This is a genomic window from Stenotrophomonas sp. I18B00994, from assembly GCF_014145825.1.
GTDB classification, from domain to species: domain Bacteria; phylum Pseudomonadota; class Gammaproteobacteria; order Xanthomonadales; family Xanthomonadaceae; genus Stenotrophomonas; species Stenotrophomonas maltophilia.
In genome coordinates this window covers 45,473-63,306 of sequence record NZ_JACIUW010000005.1, presented here as the reverse complement: position 1 = coordinate 63,306, position 17,834 = coordinate 45,473, and the positions used below count along the sequence as shown (strand labels likewise).

Below are 17,834 nucleotides of genomic sequence, written 5' to 3'. Positions count from 1 at the left end.
GCCAGGCCATGCCTGTCTGCAGAGAAACAGGAAGGGCCGGATCCGCGAGGATCCGGCCCTTTTGTTGGGTAGTCGACCAGCAGTCGACTCTACCGAGAGCGGAACGTTACTTGCTGGCCAACTGGCGCAGCACGTACTGCAGCAGGCCGCCATGACGGAAGTACTCGACTTCCTTCGGGGTCAGCAGCATCACCGAAACCTCGAAGCTCTTCTTGGTGCCGTCGGCCTTGGTCGCGGTGACCGTGGCGCGCTTGCTGGCACCGTCCTGCAGGCCGGTGATGTCGATCACTTCCGAGCCGTCCAGGCCCAGGCTCTGCGCGTTCTCGCCATTGCGGAACTGCAGCGGCAGCACGCCCATGCCGACCAGGTTGGAGCGGTGGATGCGCTCGAAGCTCTCGGCGATGACCGCCTTCACCCCCAACAGCAGGGTGCCCTTTGCAGCCCAGTCACGCGACGAGCCGGTACCGTATTCCTTGCCGGCCAGCACCACCAGCGGCACCTTGTCGGCCTTGTACTTCATGGCCGCATCGTAGATCGCCAGCTTTTCCGGCTGGCCGCCACCGGCCGGGTAGTACAGGGTGTTGCCGCCTTCCTCGCCACCGAACATCAGGTTCTTGATGCGGATGTTGGCGAAGGTGCCGCGCACCATCACGTCATCATTGCCGCGGCGGCTGCCGTAGCTGTTGAAGTCGGCCGGCTGCACGCCACGTTCCTGCAGGAAGCGGCCCGCGGGCGAGTCCTTCTTGATGTTGCCGGCCGGGGAGATGTGGTCGGTGGTGATCGAATCGCCGAACAGGCCCATCACGCGCGCACCATGCACGTCGTCGATGCTGCCGGTCTGCATGGTCATGCCATCGAAGTAGGGCGGGTTCTTGATGTAGGTGGAGGCATCGCTCCACGCGTACAGGTTGCCGTCCGGCGAGGCGATGGTGTTCCAGCGGGTATCACCCTTGAACACGTCGGCGTAGTTCTGCTTGAACATCTCCGGCCCGATGGTGGCGGCGATGACGTCGCCGATTTCCTTGTTGCTCGGCCAGATGTCGCGCAGGAACACCGGCTGGCCATCGCTGCCGGTACCCAGCGGCTGGGTGGTCAGGTCGATGTCGGTGGTGCCGGCGATGGCGTAGGCCACCACCAGCGGCGGGCTGGCCAGGTAGTTCATCTTCACTTCGGGGTGCACGCGGCCCTCGAAGTTGCGATTGCCCGACAGCACCGAGGTGACCACCAGGTCGCCGGTGGCGATGCCGGCGCTGACTTCGGTCGGCAGCGGGCCGGAGTTGCCGATGCAGGTGGTGCAGCCGTAGCCGACCACGTAGAAGCCGATCTTTTCCAGCTCCTTCAGCACACCGGCCTTTTCCAGGTAGTCGGTGACGACACGCGAGCCCGGCCCGAGCGAGGTCTTCACCCACGGCTGGCGGTTCAGGCCCTTGGCGGCCGCATTGCGGGCCAGCAGGCCGGCGCCGATCATCACCGCCGGGTTGGAGGTATTGGTACACGAAGTGATGGCAGCGATGACCACCGCGCCGTCCTTCAGGCGGACCTTGCGGCCTTCGATCTCGATGTCGGCGAAGCCCTTGGCCAGCTGCTCGTTGCCGACCGCGGCGCCGCCGCCTTCGTTGACGAACGAGGAGACGTCGTCGCTGCGCTTGTCACGGTTGGCGGTCATGCCGACCAGGGCTTCACGGTAGTTCTTCTGCACGTCTTCCAGAAGCACGCGGTCCTGCGGGCGCTTCGGGCCGGCCAGCGACGGCTTCACCGTGCCCATGTCCAGTTCCAGCGTGGTGCTGTACTGGGCGTGCGGGCTGCCCGGCTCGTGCCACAGGCCCTGCGCCTTGGCGTAGGCCTCGACCAGGTTGATCTGCTCTTCGCTGCGGCCGGACAGGCGCAGGTAGTTCAGCGACTCGGCGTCGATCGGGAAGATGCCACAGGTGGCGCCGTATTCCGGGGCCATGTTGCCGATGGTGGCGCGGTCGGCCAGCGGCAGGTGCTGCAGGCCGTCACCGTAGAACTCGACGAACTTGCCGACGACGCCCAGCTTGCGCAGCATCTGGGTGACGGTCAGCACCAGGTCGGTGGCGGTGGCACCCTCGGGCAGCTTGCCGGTCAGCTTGAAGCCGACCACCTGCGGGATCAGCATCGACGATGGCTGGCCGAGCATGGCGGCCTCCGCTTCGATGCCGCCAACGCCCCAGCCCAGCACGCCGATGCCGTTGATCATCGTGGTGTGGCTGTCGGTACCGAACACGGTATCGGGGTAGGCCACGGCCTTGCCATCCTTGTCCGCGGTCATCACCACGCGGGCGAGGTTCTCCAGGTTCACCTGGTGGACGATGCCGGTGTTCGGCGGCACCACCTTGAAGTTGTCGAAGGCCTTCTGGCCCCAGCGCAGGAAGCCGTAGCGTTCCTGGTTGCGCTGGAATTCGATCTTGCCGTTGAGGTCCAGTGCGTCCGGCTTGCCGAACACATCGACCTGCACCGAGTGGTCGATGACCAGTTCGGAGGGAATCTGCGGGTTGATCTGCTCCGGCGAGCCGCCGAGCTTGACCACCGCATCGCGCATCGCGGCCAGGTCGACCACGCAGGGCACGCCGGTGAAATCCTGCAGGACCACGCGCGCCGGCATGAAGGCGATCTCGGTATCCGGTTCGGCCGCCGGATTCCAGCGGGCCACGGCTTCGATGTGGTCCTTGCCGACGGTGATGCCGCCGTCCTCGTGCCGGAGCAGATTCTCCAGCAGGATCTTCATCGAGTAGGGCAGGTGGGAGATATCGAAGCGCTGGCCCAGCGTGGGCAGGCTGAAGTAGTCGTAGGTCTTGCCGCCGACGTTCAGCTGGCTGCGGGTGGAGAACGAATCGCTCATGCGGGGTAACTCCTTCTTGCGGATGGCTTGCTCTGGCCCATGCGTGCAGGGGCCTGCTTGCGGTCGCCGGTGGCATTCCGGCCCCGGATCCTGCCCAGTATCGGCGATCCAGCGCCCGGCAATGACCCGGCTGGCTTGGAACGCAAGGTTACAGCGGTGTGTGTAGCCTTCGTGTCAGCGCGTGCGGTCGTCGCCCGCTGGCCCGAACGCAGACGGGACGCCCATGGGCGCCCCGTCCGGAAGTGCGTGTCGAGCAGGACTTACTTGCCGTTGGCGGCATCCAGCAGCGGATTGCCGGTCTTGCCAACAGCGTTGCTCTTGGACTTGGCCGTCAGCACACCCTGCTTGTTGAATTCCAGGACGGTCGCTTCCTGGATGTTCTTGCCGAAGGTCTTGATCTTCACGTAGTCGTAGTACCAGACCTGCGTGTCGCCCAGCTGTTCGCGGCGGCCGGGTGCGCCGAACTTCTCACGGACCTGGTCCTGGCTGGTCTTGCCGACTTCCAGGGTGTCCATCTGCTGTTGGGTGATCTCGACGCCGGTGGTGTAGGCGCCGAACGGATTGGCGTGGGCTGCCGTCGTCGAAAGGGCCAGCGGGGCAGCCAGCATCAGGGCAAGGGTCAAGGCGCGCATGGAACATCCTTTTATGGCGGGTAGGTGCGGGCGGCACGCGGTGCGTCCAGCCCGGGGCCGCAGCAGGTCGCTGCGGAGCCAGTCTAACCCCCGGATGCGACCAGCGCAGGATCGCGGTCACGGATTGGGCGGGTTTGTTCCAGATGCCGCGAGTATGTATAATTCATGCATACTTTTTGAGGCGTACCCCCCATGGAAGCCACCGTCGCTGAACGCGGACAGATCACCCTGCCCAAGGCGGTGCGTGATGCCCTCGGCCTGACCAAGGGCACGCTGCTGAAGGTCGAGCTGGACGGCAGCCGCATCATCCTGCGCAAGAGTGTTGACGATGCCATCTCACGGGCGCGCGGCAAGTTCGCGCTGGACGGCTTCGAATCGTCCGACGCGGCGGTGCGCGCGGTGCGTGACGAGGAGTAAGCGGTGATGATCGCCGTCGATTCACCAGTTCTGGTCGAGCTGCTCAGCAATGGTCCGCAGGCCGATGCGGTGGAAGCCATCCTGCGGCAGAGCCTGGTCGGCGGCCGCGTGGTGGTCTGTGGCGCAACGTTGGCCGAAGTCTGCGCATCGCTGCGCGGCGGTGCCGAAGTGCTCGAAGCGCTGGAAGAGATGGGCGTGCATTTCAACCCGATGGAAGCCAAGTCGGCACTGCGCGCCGGCGAGATGCACCGCCGTCATCGCCAGCGCGGCGGCAGCCGCCGCAGCCTGGACGAATTCATGGTCGGCGCCCACGCACTGCTGCAGTGCGACGGCCTGATCACCTGGAACGACACGTTTTACCGCGACTACTTCAAGGGCCTGAAGCTGATCGTGCCGCAAGCCTGAGCCCACTTTGTTATTTCAACCTACGCATTACCCGGGAGTTGTCATGTTGGAAGCCTACCGCCACCACGTCGCCGAGCGCGCTGCGCTTGGCATCCCGCCGCTGCCGCTGAGCGCGCAGCAGACGGCCGATGTCATCGAACTGCTGAAGAACCCGCCGCAGGGCGAGGCCGAGTTCCTGCTCGACCTGCTGACCCACCGCGTGCCGGCCGGCGTCGATGACGCAGCCAAGGTCAAGGCCTCGTACCTGGCCGCGATCGCGCTGGGCAGCGAGCAGAACCCGCTGATCAGCCGCGAGCGCGCCACCGAACTGCTGGGCACCATGCTCGGCGGTTACAACGTTGCGCCGCTGGTGCAGCTGCTGGACGACACCAGCGTCGGCACCATTGCTGCCAATGGCCTGAAGAAGACCCTGCTGGTGTTCGACGCGTTCCACGACGTGCAGGAAAAGGCCAAGGCCGGCAACGCCAACGCCCAGGCCGTGCTGCAGAGCTGGGCCGATGCCGAGTGGTTCACCAGCAACCCGGAAGTGCCGCAGAGCCTGACCGTCACCGTGTTCAAGGTGCCTGGCGAGACCAACACCGACGACCTGTCGCCGGCACCGGATGCGACCACCCGCCCGGACATCCCGATGCACGCCCTGGCGATGCTGAAGAACAAGCGCGACGACGCGCCGTTCACCCCGGAAGAAGACGGCAAGCGCGGCCCGATCCAGCAGATCCTCGACCTGAAGGACAAGGGCCACCTGGTTGCCTATGTCGGCGACGTGGTCGGTACCGGCTCCTCGCGCAAGTCGGCCACCAACAGCGTGCTGTGGTGGACCGGTGATGACATTCCGTTCATCCCGAACAAGCGCGCCGGTGGCGTCTGCCTGGGTTCGAAGATCGCCCCGATCTTCTACAACACCATGGAAGATGCCGGCGCACTGCCGATCGAGCTGGACGTGTCGAAGATGGAGCACGGCGATGTGGTCGAGCTGCGTCCGTACGAAGGCAAGGCGCTGAAGAACGGTGAAGTGATCGCCGAGTTCCAGGTCAAGTCCGAAGTGCTGTTCGACGAAGTGCGTGCCGGTGGCCGCATTCCGCTGATCATCGGCCGTGGCCTGACCGGCAAGGCGCGCGAAGCGCTGGGCCTGGCCCCGACCAACCTGTTCCGCCTGCCGGTGCAGCCGGCCGACACCGGCAAGGGCTTCTCGCTGGCACAGAAGATGGTCGGCCGCGCCTGTGGCCTGCCGGAAGGCCAGGGCATGCGCCCGGGCACCTACTGCGAACCGAAGATGACCTCGGTCGGCTCTCAGGACACCACCGGCCCGATGACCCGTGACGAGCTGAAGGACCTGGCCTGCCTGGGCTTCTCGGCCGATCTGGTGATGCAGTCGTTCTGCCACACCGCCGCCTACCCGAAGCCGGTGGACGTGAAGACCCACCACACCCTGCCGGAGTTCATCTCCACCCGTGGCGGCGTTTCGCTGCGCCCGGGCGACGGCGTGATCCATAGCTGGCTCAACCGCATGCTGCTGCCTGACACCGTGGGTACCGGTGGTGACTCGCACACCCGCTTCCCGGTGGGCATTTCGTTCCCGGCCGGTTCGGGCCTGGTCGCCTTCGCTGCGGCCACCGGCGTGATGCCGCTGGACATGCCGGAGTCGGTGCTGGTGCGCTTCAAGGGCAAGATGCAGCCGGGCGTGACCCTGCGTGACCTGGTCAACGCAATCCCGCTGTACGCGATCAAGTCGGGCCTGCTGACCGTGGCCAAGGCTGGCAAGAAGAACATCTTCTCCGGCCGCATCCTGGAAATCGAAGGCCTGCCGGAGCTGAAGGTCGAACAGGCGTTCGAACTGTCCGACGCCTCGGCCGAGCGTTCGGCGGCCGGTTGCTCGGTGCGCCTGAACAAGGAACCGATCATCGAGTACCTGACCAGCAACATCACGCTGCTGAAGTGGATGATTGCCGAGGGCTACCAGGATCCGCGTTCGCTGCAGCGTCGCATCGAGAAGATGGAGGCGTGGCTGGCCAACCCGCAGCTGCTGGAGCCGGATGCCGACGCCGAGTACGCCGCCGTCATCGAGATCGACCTGGCCGACATCCAGGAGCCGATCGTGGCCTGCCCGAACGATCCGGACGACGTGAAGACCCTGTCCGAAGTCGCTGGCGCCAAGATCGACGAAGTGTTCATCGGTTCGTGCATGACCAACATCGGTCACTTCCGTGCCGCTGCCAAGCTGCTGGAAGGCAAGCGTGACCTGCCGACCCGCCTGTGGGTGGCCCCGCCGACCAAGATGGACGCCTCGGAGCTGACCAAGGAAGGCGTGTACGGCACCTTCGGCGCCACCGGCGCCCGCATGGAAATGCCGGGCTGCTCGCTGTGCATGGGCAACCAGGCGCAGATCCGCGAAGGCTCCACCGCGATGTCGACCTCGACCCGCAACTTCCCGAACCGCCTGGGCCGCAACACCAACGTGTACCTGGGTTCGGCCGAACTGGCCGCGATCTGCTCGCGTCTGGGCCGCATCCCGACCAAGGAAGAGTACATGGCGGACATCGGCGTGATCAACGCCAATGGTGCGGAGATCTACCGCTACATGAACTTCGACCAGATCGAGGAATACCAGGACGTGGCCAACACGGTCGCTGCCTGATGCGGTAGTGCCGGCCGCTGGCCGGCACGCCGTTGAAACGAAGAACCCCCGGTGAGAGCCGGGGGTTCTTCGTTTGGGGGCGTACCCAGGTTCAGGCCTGGGTAACGGCCGCCGCTTCCTCGGTCACGGCCGGCGTTTCCGCCGGAAGCTCGGCTTCCACCGCAGGCTGCGGCAGAGCGCCATGGTCGGGGAACAGGCGGGGCAGCTCAGCCACGAAACGCGCGATGCAGGCCTCGGCGAACTCACGCGACGCCGCCTTGGCCTTCGCATAGTCGTCCGCCTGCCATTCCTGCAGCGGGGCAATCCGTGCTTCGTCCCGGCAGTGCACGCCCTGGCCGCCACTGGCGCTGCGGAACAGCTTGCGCACCACCGGGAAGCCGATGGTTACATCGTGGCGCAGCTCGTAGGGGGTCTCTGCATCGCTGAGCTTCTGGTACACCAGCGACCACTGGCCGGCGCTGGCTTCCACGGTGCGCTCGTCGCTGGGAATGGCGCCGGGGTGGGCCGCGAAATAGAGTGCCAGCTGCTCGCGGATCATGCCGGGCAATGCGCCGAAGGCCGGGCTGGGCACAGAGTTGATGTCCTCGCCACGGACGTTGTTCTTGCTGAAGCTGTTGCTGGTGCCGATGTCACCCACGCCAGTGACGAACGCCAGAGCAGACAGGCCGACCTTGGCCGCGGTGACGGCAGCGGTGTCGGCACGCATCACCAGGCGCAGCACGTGATCGCCCACGCGATTGCCGTTGGGGCCTGCACCCAGTCCGGAAGTGACCTTGATGTGCTGCAGGCTGCTGTAGTCAACAGGAGGTGCCACGGCGGCTGTGACATTCCCGATGCCCGGATCGGCCGCGGTGGGGGCGTGCGCCGCGTCTGGCGCGGTCGCCGCACCCGTTGCTGGATCGAGCGTTGACCCGCTGGTGACTGCGGAATCCACGGCAGGCGTGGGTGTGGGTGCTTCGTCGTTGGCGTAGGCCGACGGCGCCAGCAGCAGGGTGGCCGCGATCGCGGCGGTGAGGCAGGTTGGGCGTAATGCCACGGTAGTACTCCTTGGGGAAACGAAAATGAGGCGCTGTGCGCGCTCTGGTGGTTGATGCCCGGCGAAGGCCGAAGGTAGGGGAGCGATTGCTCAGCGCGGCGCGAACTCCCTGATCGGGAACGCATTGCAATGGGCGATCGCAGCGGCGATGTCGACCGGAGCATCGGCGGCGGCACTGCGGCGACTGTTCACCGTGGCCGCCTCTTCCCACAGGCTGGGCAATACCTGCGGTGCGTCCAGTACGCGTTCGCGCACGGCATCGTGAAGGGCGCTGCTGTAATCGGTAGCCGGTACCACCACGCACAGGCGTGTGCCGGGATTGCTGCTGGCCTGCTGCAGCATCTTCCGCAGTGCCTCGGTGCTGCCCGCGTCGTCGGTCAACCGTTCCGGTGCGCTGCCCTGACGGGCATCCTGGATCTGCAGCTGGCCTGGGCTGAACAGCAGGACCTGCATGTCCTGCCGCGGTTCAATGCGCACCGGCGCACGCGTGCCCTCACAGGTGCTGGGGGTCTTGCGTGCGACCTGTGGCGTCGTGCTGCCATCGGCGTGTACCTGGCGCAGATGCAGGCGGCACATCTTGTCGGCCACTTCCATTTCCACTTCGTAGTCCTGTCCGGGCCTGGCCACGAACTGACCCGACAACTGCCCGTCGCAGTACATGCGGCTTGATGCGTCGAAGCGCGCTTCGACGATCAGCGGCTTGCCGCCGGCGACTTCGTACTCCTGGTAGCTGAGCATGGAGAACCGCTCGTTCTCCTTGCTGCGCAGGGTTTCCGTGGCGGGGATGCCGAGCACGCCCTTGTCACCGGCGTTGTTGTACTTGACGTCGATCCTGTCGCGGTAGTCCTCGCGGCAGGCGGCGTCGGTGTACAGGGTGGTGGTCCGCCCCAGGCTGGCATAGATGCGCACCCGTGCCGGCGGCACGGCACCGCCTGCGTAGGCCGTGAGATCTTCAGCAGCAAGCGGGCGAGGGTACATCGCCGGAATTCGCTTGATGAGCTGCTCGGTGCACTTCATCGTGATCACCTGGGCGGCAATCTTGAGCCTGGCGTAGTCATTGGCCTGCCACTCGCCCAGGGTCGCCCGGTCGTCGCTGTCACTGCATCTGATGATTTCAGCCAGGGTGCCATCGGCACGGCGTTGCTCGATGGTGCTGACGTGGTTGAGGCGGTAAAGGGGATCCTTCCGCGTGTTGCCCTGGTGCACCAGCGCCCAGGTGTCTGCACTGAAACGCAGGGTGCTGCTCTGGTTGGGCAGCGCGTCAGGCGCATAGCTGAAGTAGCCACCCACCAGCGCCCTGGCTACGTTGGGCATCAGCGTGGTGGCGGGGCTGGCCTGGCTCTCGACGATGCTGCCGGGCAGGGTGTTGCGCCGGAAGTAGTCCGGCTCATTGCCGCTGAAGAGCAGTGCGAGGCCCTTTGGCGTGAGCGACTCGCTGTCATCGGGGGTGACGATGCGCAACGCCACGTCGGGTGCGTGGAGGCGCTTCGATGCGGTATCCGGACCACTCTGGATGTGGACGCGATCGGTCCAGGCGGTGCCCTTCGCGACGGGGGCGGCGGGAAGGCCCGGGGTGGCCTGCGGCGGTGCCGGCACGCCGGCAGCGGTAGCTGCCAGCGGAGCCAGCAGAGCGGCCGCCAGCAGTGACGGTTGGTAACGGAAGAGACGCAGGGCCATGGTCAAACTCCTTGGAAAACACGACAGCCGTGCCGGCCCTTCCGGGGCCGGCATCTGAAAGAGGAAATCAGGCGGTGCGATGCCGCGGACGATCAGCCGCGGGCGAGCGCCAACAGTCGTTCGGCGATCCGTTCCAATGGCACCTGTTCTTCGGCCGCTCCCAGTTTGAAGGCAGCGCCGGGCATGCCCCAGACCACGCTGGTGGCTTCATCCTGGACCAGCGTCGGCGCGCCGGCCTGGCGCATTTCCAGCAGGCCGCGCGCGCCATCGTCACCCATGCCGGTGAGGATGGCGCCGATGGCGTTGCCGCCCGCGCTCTGCGCGACCGAACGGAACAGCACGTCCACCGCGGGCTTGTGACGGTTCACCGCAGGGCCATCATCGACGCGGCAGCGCCAGCGCGCACCGTCGCGGATGATCCGCAGGTGCTTGCCGCCCGGTGGCAGGTTGGCATGGCCAGGCAGCACTGCCTCGCCGTCGCTGGCCTCACGCACGGCCATCGCGGAATGCCGGTCCAGGCGTTCGGCGAAGGCGCTGCTGAAGCTGGCAGGCAGGTGCTGGGTCATCACCACGGCAGGCGCATCGGCCGGCATGCCTTCCAGCACCACGCGCAGCGCCTCGGTGCCGCCGGCCGAAGAACCAATCGCGATCAGGCGGTCGGTGGTGCGGAACTGCGGTGCAGCCGGGCGCATTGCAGGAGCTGCTTCCAGCAGGAGTTTCGGAGCGGCAGCACGCACCAGCGGGCGCACCCGCGAGCGCGCCGCCATCTTCACCTTGGCGATGATCTCGTCGGCGTAGCCCTGCAGGCCGCGTGCGACGTCCAGCTTGGGCTTGGAGACGAAGTCCACGGCGCCCAGTGCCAGTGCCTGCAGCGTGGTATCGGCGCCGCGCTCGGTCAACGAGGAAATCATCACCACAGGCAGTGGGTGCAGCCGCATCAGGTTTTCCAGGAAGGCGAGGCCGTCCATGCGTGGCATTTCCACGTCCAGCGTGATCACGTCCGGGGCCAGACGCTTGATCTTCTCGCGCGCCAGCAGCGGGTCGGCAGCGGTGCCGACCACGTCGATGGCCGGATCGCTGGACAGGATTTCCGTGAGCATCTGGCGCACGACGGCGGAGTCGTCGACGATCAGGACCCGGCAGGGGGCGTTGCCGGTCAGGGTCATTCGAACAACTCCACGCCACCGGTGACCGGGGCCTTGGACAGGCGCGCACGCACTGCCGATTCGGTGGCAGCCACTTCGGCTTCGTGGGCATGCGGCAGGCGCTGCACCACCACGCGGCCGGTGTCGGCGAAGAACCAGATCTTGCGCGGATGGATGCCGCACAGGTCCTCGGCGATGATCGGAATATGCTCGGCCTGCAGGTACTGGCGCACGAACTCGGCGTTACGGGTACCGACCGGATTGCTGGTGAAGCCCTTCAGTACGTTGGCGCCGCCGAACACCTTGGCCTCGATGCGCTTGCGGTGCGCGCCGCGCTTGAGCATGTCGTTGATCAGCAGTTCCATCGCATAGCTGCCGTAACGCGCGGGCGCGCCGTCGCCAGCGTTGCCCTCCGGCAGCAGGAAGTGGTTCATGCCGCCGATCTTCAGCACCGGGTCGCGCAGGCAGGCGGCCACGCACGAACCCAGGGTGGTGGTCAGCGCGGTGGTGTCATCGACCACCAGGTACTGGGTGGGCAGCAGCTTGGCGGCAAGGGTCTGGAAGCGCGCATCCTGGTAGCGCATCACGTCGTCGGTACGCAGTGAGGCGTTCATGCGCCGGCCTTTGCCGCGCGGCGGTACAGGGTGCGCCCGCAGGGCTGGATCAGGTCGGCGGCGTGCAGGTAGTTCTCCGAGTGTCCGGTGTAGAGCAGGCCATCGTCGGCCAGGTGCTGCACCAGGCGGCCGAGGATGGCGCGCTGGGTCGGCTTGTCGAAGTAGATCATCACATTGCGGCAGAACAGCGCGTCGAACGGGCCGCCGACGTCGTAGCGCGGGGCGAGCAGGTTCAGTGGACGGAACTCGATCAGCTCGCGCAGCGCCGGCAGCACGCGGCACTGGCCCTCGTTGGGACCGCTGCCACGCTGGAAGTAGCGGCGGCGCAGGTCCGGGTCGAGATTGGCGACACGGTCAATGTTGTAGACGCCGCGGCCGGCGGTGGCCAGTACCTGGGTATCGACGTCGGTAGCGACGATGCGCACCGGCGGCTTCAGCGTACCGAAGGCTTCGCAGGCGGTGATCGCCATCGAATAGGGTTCCTCACCGGTGGACGCCGCGCACGACCACAGCAGCAGCGGCGAACGGCTGGAACGCTGCTGCAGCTCTTCGCGCAGCTTGTCGAAGTGGTGCGGCTCGCGGAAGAACGAGGTCAGGTTGGTGGTCAGTGCGTTGGTGAAGGCCTGCCACTCGTCACCGTCTTCCTGCTCAAGATGGTCCAGGTACTGCTGGAAGCTGCGCATGCCCAGCGTGCGCAGGCGGCGCGACAGGCGGCCATAGACCATGTCGCGCTTGGCCGGTGCGAGGGCGATGCCCACGCGCTGGTAGATCAGGTCGCAGACGCGGCGGAAATCACGGTCGGCGAACTCGAACTCGCGCGGGCCGGTGACGATGGGAGTAGGACTTTGCACGGGGGACGTGTCCATCGGCAGAGGCGGCGGCCGAAGCCGCCGCGGGTGGGTCTCAGAATTCCTGCCAGTCGCTGTCGCTGGCGGCGAAGGTGCTGGCGTTGCTGCTGCGACGTACCGGCGTGGGCGTGCTGGTCGGCTGCGGACGTGCCACGGTGGTGATGCGCGCCGGTTCCACGCGTTCGGCGACAGCCTTCACCGCGGCCGAGACCTGGTTGTCGAGGCGGAAGATCGCCACGGCGTCGGCCAGCTGCGCGGCCTGGTCTTCCATCGCACGTGCGGCGGCGGTGGCTTCTTCCACCAGTGCAGCATTCTGCTGGGTGGTCTCGTCCATCTGCACCACGGTCTGGTTGACCTGCTCGATGCCGGCCGACTGTTCCTGCGAGGCGGCGGAGATCTCGGCCATGATGTCGGTCACGCGCTGCACCGAGGCGACGATCTCGCCCATGGTGCTGCCGGCCTGGTGCACCAGGCTGGAGCCTTCGGCGACCTTGCCGACCGAATCATCGATCAGGCCCTTGATCTCCTTGGCCGCCGCAGCCGAACGCTGGGCGAGCGTACGCACTTCGCTGGCGACCACGGCGAAACCGCGGCCCTGCTCGCCGGCACGCGCGGCTTCCACTGCGGCGTTCAGCGCCAGGATGTTGGTCTGGAACGCGATGCCGTCGATGACGCTGATGATCTCGGCGATCTTCTTCGACGAGGCTTCGATGGCCGACATGGTGGTGACCACCTGGCCGACCACCTCGCCGCCCTGCGAAGCGACACCGTGCGCGCCGATGGCGAGCTGGTTGGCCTGGCGGGCGTGCTCGGCGTTCTGGCGCACGGTGGAGGTCAGTTCCTCCATCGAGGCGGCGGTCTCTTCCAGGTTGGCGGCCTGCTGCTCGGTACGGCGCGACAGGTCGCTGTTGCCGGACGCGATCTCGCCAGCGGCGAGGGTGATGCTGGAGGCACTGGCCTGGATCTGGCCAACGATCTGGGTCAGCTGCGTAACGGTGGTGTTGGCGTCGTCGCGCATGCGTGCGAACACGCCCTGATAGTCGCCGTGCATGCGTGCGGTCAGGTCGCCTTCGGCGATGGCCGACAGCAACTGCGAGAGCTTGCCGAGGTTGTCATCGCTGACCGCCATCATTGCGTTGAGGTTTTCCAGCATCAGGCGGAAATCGTGATCAAAGCGCTGCGCATCACCGCGCTGGCTGAAGTCGCCGGCGGCAGCGGCACTGGCCAGCTGCTTGATCTCGGCATTGATGCGGCCGAGGTTGGCCTTGACGGTGTCGACGGTGGTGGTCATCGCCGCCTTTTCGCCGGGGTAGCGGGCGATGTCGCGGCTCAGGTCGCCGACTGCGTACTGCTGTACCACGTCCAGCACGTCATGCAGGGTCTGCACATGGCTGCCGACCAGGGTGTTGGTCTCCTGCACCATCAGCCCGTACTCGCCGGGGAAGACACTGGCGTCGATGCGATAACTCAGTTCGCCGGCATCGTGACGGCGGGCCATTTCGCGCTGGCGGCCGATGACCGCATGCAGCTGCTGCTGCATGCCGGACATGGCCTCCAGCAGGCGACCGGGTTCGTCATGCGGCTGCGGGCCGATATGGCTGTCCAGCTTGCCATTGGCGATGCCTTCGGCGACGGCAGTAGCCTGCTTCAGCGGGCGCGCGATACGGTTGCCGATGACCCAGCTCAGGGCCAGCACGATCAGCACCAGCACACCACCGGAGATCGCCATGATGGCGGTGAACACCAGCGCCTGCCGCTGCACGTCGTCCATGTAGACGCCGCTGCTGACCACCCAGTTCCACGGCGCGAACAGGCCGGCGTAGGCGACCTTCTCGACCTCGCCCTTGCTGCCCGGCTTGGCCCATCGATAGTTGACGAAGCCACCGCCGGCCTTGGCCGCTTCGACCTGGTCGTAATAGATGCGCACGCCGTCGTCGGTGCGGAAGTCCTTCATGTCCTTGCCGACCAGGTCCTTGCGGAACGGGTGCATCAGCAGGCGGTAGCCGGTGTCGTAGATGTTGAAGTAGTACGTATCGTTCTCGGCGCGCATCACTTCCAGGGCCTGCAACGCGGCGCTCTTCGCGGCGTCCTCGCTGAGTTCGCCGGTGCCGGCCAGGCGGTGGTAGTGCTGGAGGATGCCGTAGCTGAGTTCGACCTGGGTCTTCAGCGCGGTCTTGCGGGTCTCGGTGAGGTCCAGGTACTGCATGCGGGCGGCGATCACCGAGAGCGCGATCACGCCGAGCGCGATGAGCAGCGTCAGCAGGTTGAGCTTGCGCCGGACGGAGAGATTGCTGAAGTAGTGTTGCCAGCGATGCAGGAGATTCATCGAGCAGGACCAAGTCGAAACGGGCGGGCGGCGCCGAGCCGGTCAGCGGCGGGATACGCCGTGACAACCCCGTTATCGGCCGCTGGGGCGGGGGATTGAGGTGCGGTGTCCGAACGTATTCAGGTTTTCTTGCAGCGGCGGCTGCGGCGCTGCCTGCGGCAGGCTTCTGAGGCAACGGCAACGGCAACAGCATCAGCAACAGCAACAGCAACAGCAACAGCAACAGCGGTGGGTCGGCGCTGGATTGTCAGTAAGTGGCTGGGCCGGGGTGGGCAGGCAGGACGCGCCGTAAATCCGTTCGTGGGGGCTCGATGGCGCCATCCATGGCGCCAACGGTCCTGCCTACCCACCCCGGCCCAGCCCTCTCGGCATTTCGGTGTCGGACGGAAAGAGCGTTGGGTTTCCAAGTGGAAAGAGGGGTCAGATCCGTTTTCCTGCGGAAAACGGATCTGACCCCGGAAGTGACCTGGCTTTTGTTTTTTGCTCTTCTTTCTTCAATCCGGGGTGGACGCGCACGGAAACTGTCCGTGGCCGGGAGGGTGGGTTGCGCAGGGGCGTGAGCCGCATGGATGCGGCGACCGAGCTTACATGGACGTACTTGCAGCGGCCCCTGCGCAGCCCACCCTCGCGGCCAACCCTCAGTAACCCAGCGCTTCGACCGACCATCCCGAGGGGCTTCGCCGTTGGCTGGATATCCAGATACCCCGTAAACAAAAACGCCCCAGCGCAGGGCCAGGGCGTTCTCGTGCGTCAGGTCAGGCAGGCCTCAGAACTCCTGCCAGTCTCCGTCGGCCAGTTCGGTGGCCATCGGGCGACCACCCGCCGTGCGGCGGGCCGGCGGGGCAGCCGGGGACGGGGCAGCCGGTGCAGCGGCGCGCGGCGCCGGGGCGGTGACGCGCGGGGCGGCGACGACCTCGGCTTCGTCCACCACGAAGATCGACACCGCTTCGCTGAGCTGACCAGCCTGTTCTTCCATCGCACGCGCGGCAGCAGTGGCTTCTTCCACCAGCGCGGCATTCTGCTGGGTGGTTTCGTCCATCTGCACCACGGTCTGGTTGACCTGCTCGATGCCGGCGCTCTGTTCCTGCGAAGCGGCGGAGATCTCGGCCATGATGTCGGTCACGCGCTGCACCGAGGCGACGATCTCGCCCATGGTCGCGCCGGCCTTGTGCACCAGCGCCGAGCCGTCGTTGACCTTGCCGACCGAATCGTCGATCAGGCCCTTGATCTCCTTGGCGGCAGCGGCCGAACGCTGGGCGAGGGTACGCACTTCGCTGGCGACCACGGCGAAACCACGGCCCTGTTCACCGGCACGCGCGGCTTCCACTGCGGCGTTCAGCGCCAGGATGTTGGTCTGGAAAGCGATGCCGTCGATGACGCTGATGATCTCGGCGATCTTCTTCGACGAGGCTTCGATGGCGGACATGGTGGTGACCACCTGGCCGACCACCTCGCCGCCCTGCGAAGCGACGCCGTGCGCGCCGATGGCGAGCTGGTTGGCCTGGCGGGCGTGCTCGGCGTTCTGGCGCACGGTGGAGGTCAGTTCCTCCATCGAGGCGGCGGTCTCTTCCAGGTTGGCGGCCTGCTGCTCGGTACGGCGCGACAGGTCACTGTTGCCCGAGGCGATCTCACCGGCGGCCGAGCTGATCGCGCGGCTGGACTGCTTGATGCGGGTGACGATTTCACTCAGCTGCGCGGCGGTGGCGTTGGCGTCGTCGCGCATGCGGGCGAACACGCCCTGGTAGTCGCCGTGCATGCGCACGGTCAGGTCACCCTGCGACAGCGCGGCAAGCAGGCCGGAGATCTGTTCGATGCTGCCGGCGTTGGCGTCCAGCAGGCCGTTGATCTGCTGGGCCAGCTGCAGGAAGAAGCCTTCCTTGTCGCTGGCGTCGATGCGGCCGGACAGGTCGCCGGCGGCGGCCTGGGCGATCACGCGCGCCACTTCGGCTTCGACCAGTGCTTCCTGGGTGCGGTCGCGCCATTCCACCACGTAGCCGACGGTGTCGCCGCCTTCGTTGCGGATGGTCGACACCACCTGCGCGAACTGGGCATCGCCGTACTGCATCGGGCGACGGGCGACGCCGTGGGCCTTCAGGTTGCCCAACAGCGTCTGGTCCATCTCGCCGCGGTGTTCCAGCACGGTGACCGGCTTGCCGATCAACGAGGCCTGGGCGTCGAAGTCCGGCAGGTCGCGGCGGACTTCATCCTGGTACTGGCTGAGGGTCTGCTGCAGGGCGCGGTTGCTGTAGACGATGGTGTTGCTGGTATCGGTCAGGTAGACACCGGTCGAGCTGTAGTCCAGCGCGGTGCGGATGCGCAGGTTCTCGCGGGCAACGGCCTGGTCGGTTTCGATGCGTTCGCGCAGGTCGCGCTGCATCCGCTGCATGGCCTGCATCAGTTCGCCCACTTCATCCTGGCGGCTGACGTCGATGTGGCCATCGAGCTTGCCACCGGCCACGTCGTTGGCAACCGACACGGCGCCACGCACGCTGCCGACCAGGGCGCGCGCGAACAGCCAGACCAGCACCAGGCCGAGCGCGGCGCCGCCCAGCAGGGCGATCACGGTCAGCACGGCGGAGGCGGAATAGGTGGACGCGGCCTCTTCGCGCGAGGCGCGGGCGAGGCGGTTGTCTTCGGCGATCAGCGCTTCCAGCGCGGATGCAGCCTTGCGGTGCTTGGTGCGGGTCTCGCCCACGAAGGTATCGATGGCATCGTCCGGCAGGTCCAGCTCCAGCATCTCGGTGACGCTGTCGTAGGAGGCCAGGGCGTCCTTCCATTCCTTGGCGAAGGTATCGAACAGCTTCTTCTGCTGCGCGTTGTCGACCAGCTTCGGGTATTCCTTGATCGACGTGTCCATGCTGGTGCGCAGGTCGACGGCCTGCTTGCGCGCGTCGGACTTGACGTCATCGCTGGCGCGGATCAGCTGCTGGTAGGCAGCATTGCGGTACTCGCCCAGCATGCCGCGCATCTCGCCGGCCATGCGGATGCTTTCCATGCGCGAACCCGCCAACTCGGTGGTGACGTTGTTCAGCGAATGCAGTCCGCGATAGGCGACGATGCCCTGCAGCAGCATCACCAGCAGGAGGACGCCGAAGGTCAACAGCAGCTTCGGCATCAGTTTCAGGTTGTTGATCCACGGCATGGGCGTTGCGATCTCCTAAGGCAGACGCGTCCGGGCGTCGGGCCCGGTTGCAGCAGAAACCACGCCGGCACAAGCTCCGGCGTGGTTCGACGGACAG

At 66.4% G+C, this 17,834-nt stretch carries 12 protein-coding genes; 3 read left to right on the top strand and 9 right to left on the bottom strand.

Going from position 1 to position 17,834, the window contains the following annotated elements:
* Positions 1-106: 106 nt before the first annotated feature.
* Positions 107-2,860, bottom strand: a complete 2,754-nt coding sequence (gene acnA / locus H4O10_RS07055) for an aconitate hydratase AcnA (RefSeq protein WP_099562502.1) — start codon at positions 2,858-2,860, stop codon at positions 107-109.
* Positions 2,861-3,120: 260 nt separating this feature from the next.
* A complete protein-coding gene (gene bamE / locus H4O10_RS07050) occupies positions 3,121-3,492 on the bottom strand; it encodes an outer membrane protein assembly factor BamE (protein ID WP_005409504.1) in 372 nt (123 codons plus the stop codon).
* A 192-nt stretch (positions 3,493-3,684) separates the two neighbouring features.
* Here bamE and H4O10_RS07045 point away from each other — a divergent pair, with 192 nt between their 5' ends.
* From H4O10_RS07045 to acnB, 3 genes are read left to right on the top strand one after another with little or no spacing between them, the layout of a single operon-like run.
* Positions 3,685-3,909: an AbrB/MazE/SpoVT family DNA-binding domain-containing protein gene (locus H4O10_RS07045; RefSeq protein ID WP_005409505.1), complete on the top strand. Its 225-nt coding sequence runs from the start codon at positions 3,685-3,687 to the stop codon at positions 3,907-3,909.
* Between the two features lie 6 nt (positions 3,910-3,915).
* A complete protein-coding gene (locus H4O10_RS07040) occupies positions 3,916-4,314 on the top strand; it encodes a type II toxin-antitoxin system VapC family toxin (protein WP_005409506.1) in 399 nt (132 codons plus the stop codon).
* Between the two features lie 43 nt (positions 4,315-4,357).
* Positions 4,358-6,949, top strand: coding sequence for a bifunctional aconitate hydratase 2/2-methylisocitrate dehydratase (acnB, locus tag H4O10_RS07035; protein WP_076739010.1), 2,592 nt, complete (start codon positions 4,358-4,360; stop codon positions 6,947-6,949).
* 91 nt (positions 6,950-7,040) lie between these two features.
* On the opposite strand, the gene H4O10_RS07030 is transcribed toward acnB, so the two are convergent.
* The 7 genes from H4O10_RS07030 to H4O10_RS07000 all read right to left on the bottom strand — a co-directional run bounded on the left by H4O10_RS07030 (position 7,041) and on the right by H4O10_RS07000 (position 17,737).
* Complete coding sequence (locus tag H4O10_RS07030; protein WP_076739011.1) at positions 7,041-7,985, bottom strand: hypothetical protein; 945 nt, start codon at positions 7,983-7,985, stop codon at positions 7,041-7,043.
* Between the two features lie 90 nt (positions 7,986-8,075).
* Positions 8,076-9,662, bottom strand: coding sequence for a hypothetical protein (locus tag H4O10_RS07025; RefSeq protein ID WP_005409509.1), 1,587 nt, complete (start codon positions 9,660-9,662; stop codon positions 8,076-8,078).
* Between the two features lie 92 nt (positions 9,663-9,754).
* Positions 9,755-10,828 carry a chemotaxis response regulator protein-glutamate methylesterase gene (locus tag H4O10_RS07020; RefSeq protein WP_182680965.1) on the bottom strand — a complete coding sequence of 358 codons (1,074 nt, stop codon included), beginning with the start codon at positions 10,826-10,828 and terminating at the stop codon, positions 9,755-9,757.
* Positions 10,825-11,421 carry a chemoreceptor glutamine deamidase CheD gene (gene cheD, locus H4O10_RS07015; protein WP_005409511.1) on the bottom strand — a complete coding sequence of 199 codons (597 nt, stop codon included), beginning with the start codon at positions 11,419-11,421 and terminating at the stop codon, positions 10,825-10,827. The genes H4O10_RS07020 and cheD overlap by 4 nt, the downstream gene beginning before the upstream one ends.
* The gene (locus H4O10_RS07010; protein WP_005409512.1) at positions 11,418-12,287 is read right to left on the bottom strand and encodes a CheR family methyltransferase; all 870 of its coding nucleotides are present in this window, start codon (positions 12,285-12,287) and stop codon (positions 11,418-11,420) included. The genes cheD and H4O10_RS07010 overlap by 4 nt, the downstream gene beginning before the upstream one ends.
* Before the next feature lie 37 nt (positions 12,288-12,324).
* Entirely contained in the window at positions 12,325-14,595 is a 2,271-nt protein-coding gene (locus tag H4O10_RS07005) for a methyl-accepting chemotaxis protein (protein WP_005409513.1), read from the bottom strand.
* 766 nt (positions 14,596-15,361) lie between these two features.
* Entirely contained in the window at positions 15,362-17,737 is a 2,376-nt protein-coding gene (locus tag H4O10_RS07000; protein ID WP_024957771.1) for a methyl-accepting chemotaxis protein, read from the bottom strand.
* Positions 17,738-17,834: the final 97 nt, after the last annotated feature.

Bases quoted from the DNA above. Each gene is read 5' to 3' on its own strand.
- acnA (WP_099562502.1), bottom strand. From the start codon at position 2,860: ATGAGCGATTCGTTCTCCACCCGCAGCCAGCTGAACGTCGGCGGCAAG.
- bamE (WP_005409504.1), bottom strand. From the start codon at position 3,492: ATGCGCGCCTTGACCCTTGCCCTGATGCTGGCTGCCCCGCTGGCCCTT.
- H4O10_RS07045 (WP_005409505.1), top strand. From the start codon at position 3,685: ATGGAAGCCACCGTCGCTGAACGCGGACAGATCACCCTGCCCAAGGCG.
- H4O10_RS07040 (WP_005409506.1), top strand. From the start codon at position 3,916: ATGATCGCCGTCGATTCACCAGTTCTGGTCGAGCTGCTCAGCAATGGT.
- acnB (WP_076739010.1), top strand. From the start codon at position 4,358: ATGTTGGAAGCCTACCGCCACCACGTCGCCGAGCGCGCTGCGCTTGGC.
- H4O10_RS07025 (WP_005409509.1), bottom strand. From the start codon at position 9,662: ATGGCCCTGCGTCTCTTCCGTTACCAACCGTCACTGCTGGCGGCCGCT.
- H4O10_RS07020 (WP_182680965.1), bottom strand. From the start codon at position 10,828: ATGACCCTGACCGGCAACGCCCCCTGCCGGGTCCTGATCGTCGACGAC.
- cheD (WP_005409511.1), bottom strand. From the start codon at position 11,421: ATGAACGCCTCACTGCGTACCGACGACGTGATGCGCTACCAGGATGCG.
- H4O10_RS07010 (WP_005409512.1), bottom strand. From the start codon at position 12,287: ATGGACACGTCCCCCGTGCAAAGTCCTACTCCCATCGTCACCGGCCCG.
- H4O10_RS07005 (WP_005409513.1), bottom strand. From the start codon at position 14,595: ATGAATCTCCTGCATCGCTGGCAACACTACTTCAGCAATCTCTCCGTC.
- H4O10_RS07000 (WP_024957771.1), bottom strand. From the start codon at position 17,737: ATGCCGTGGATCAACAACCTGAAACTGATGCCGAAGCTGCTGTTGACC.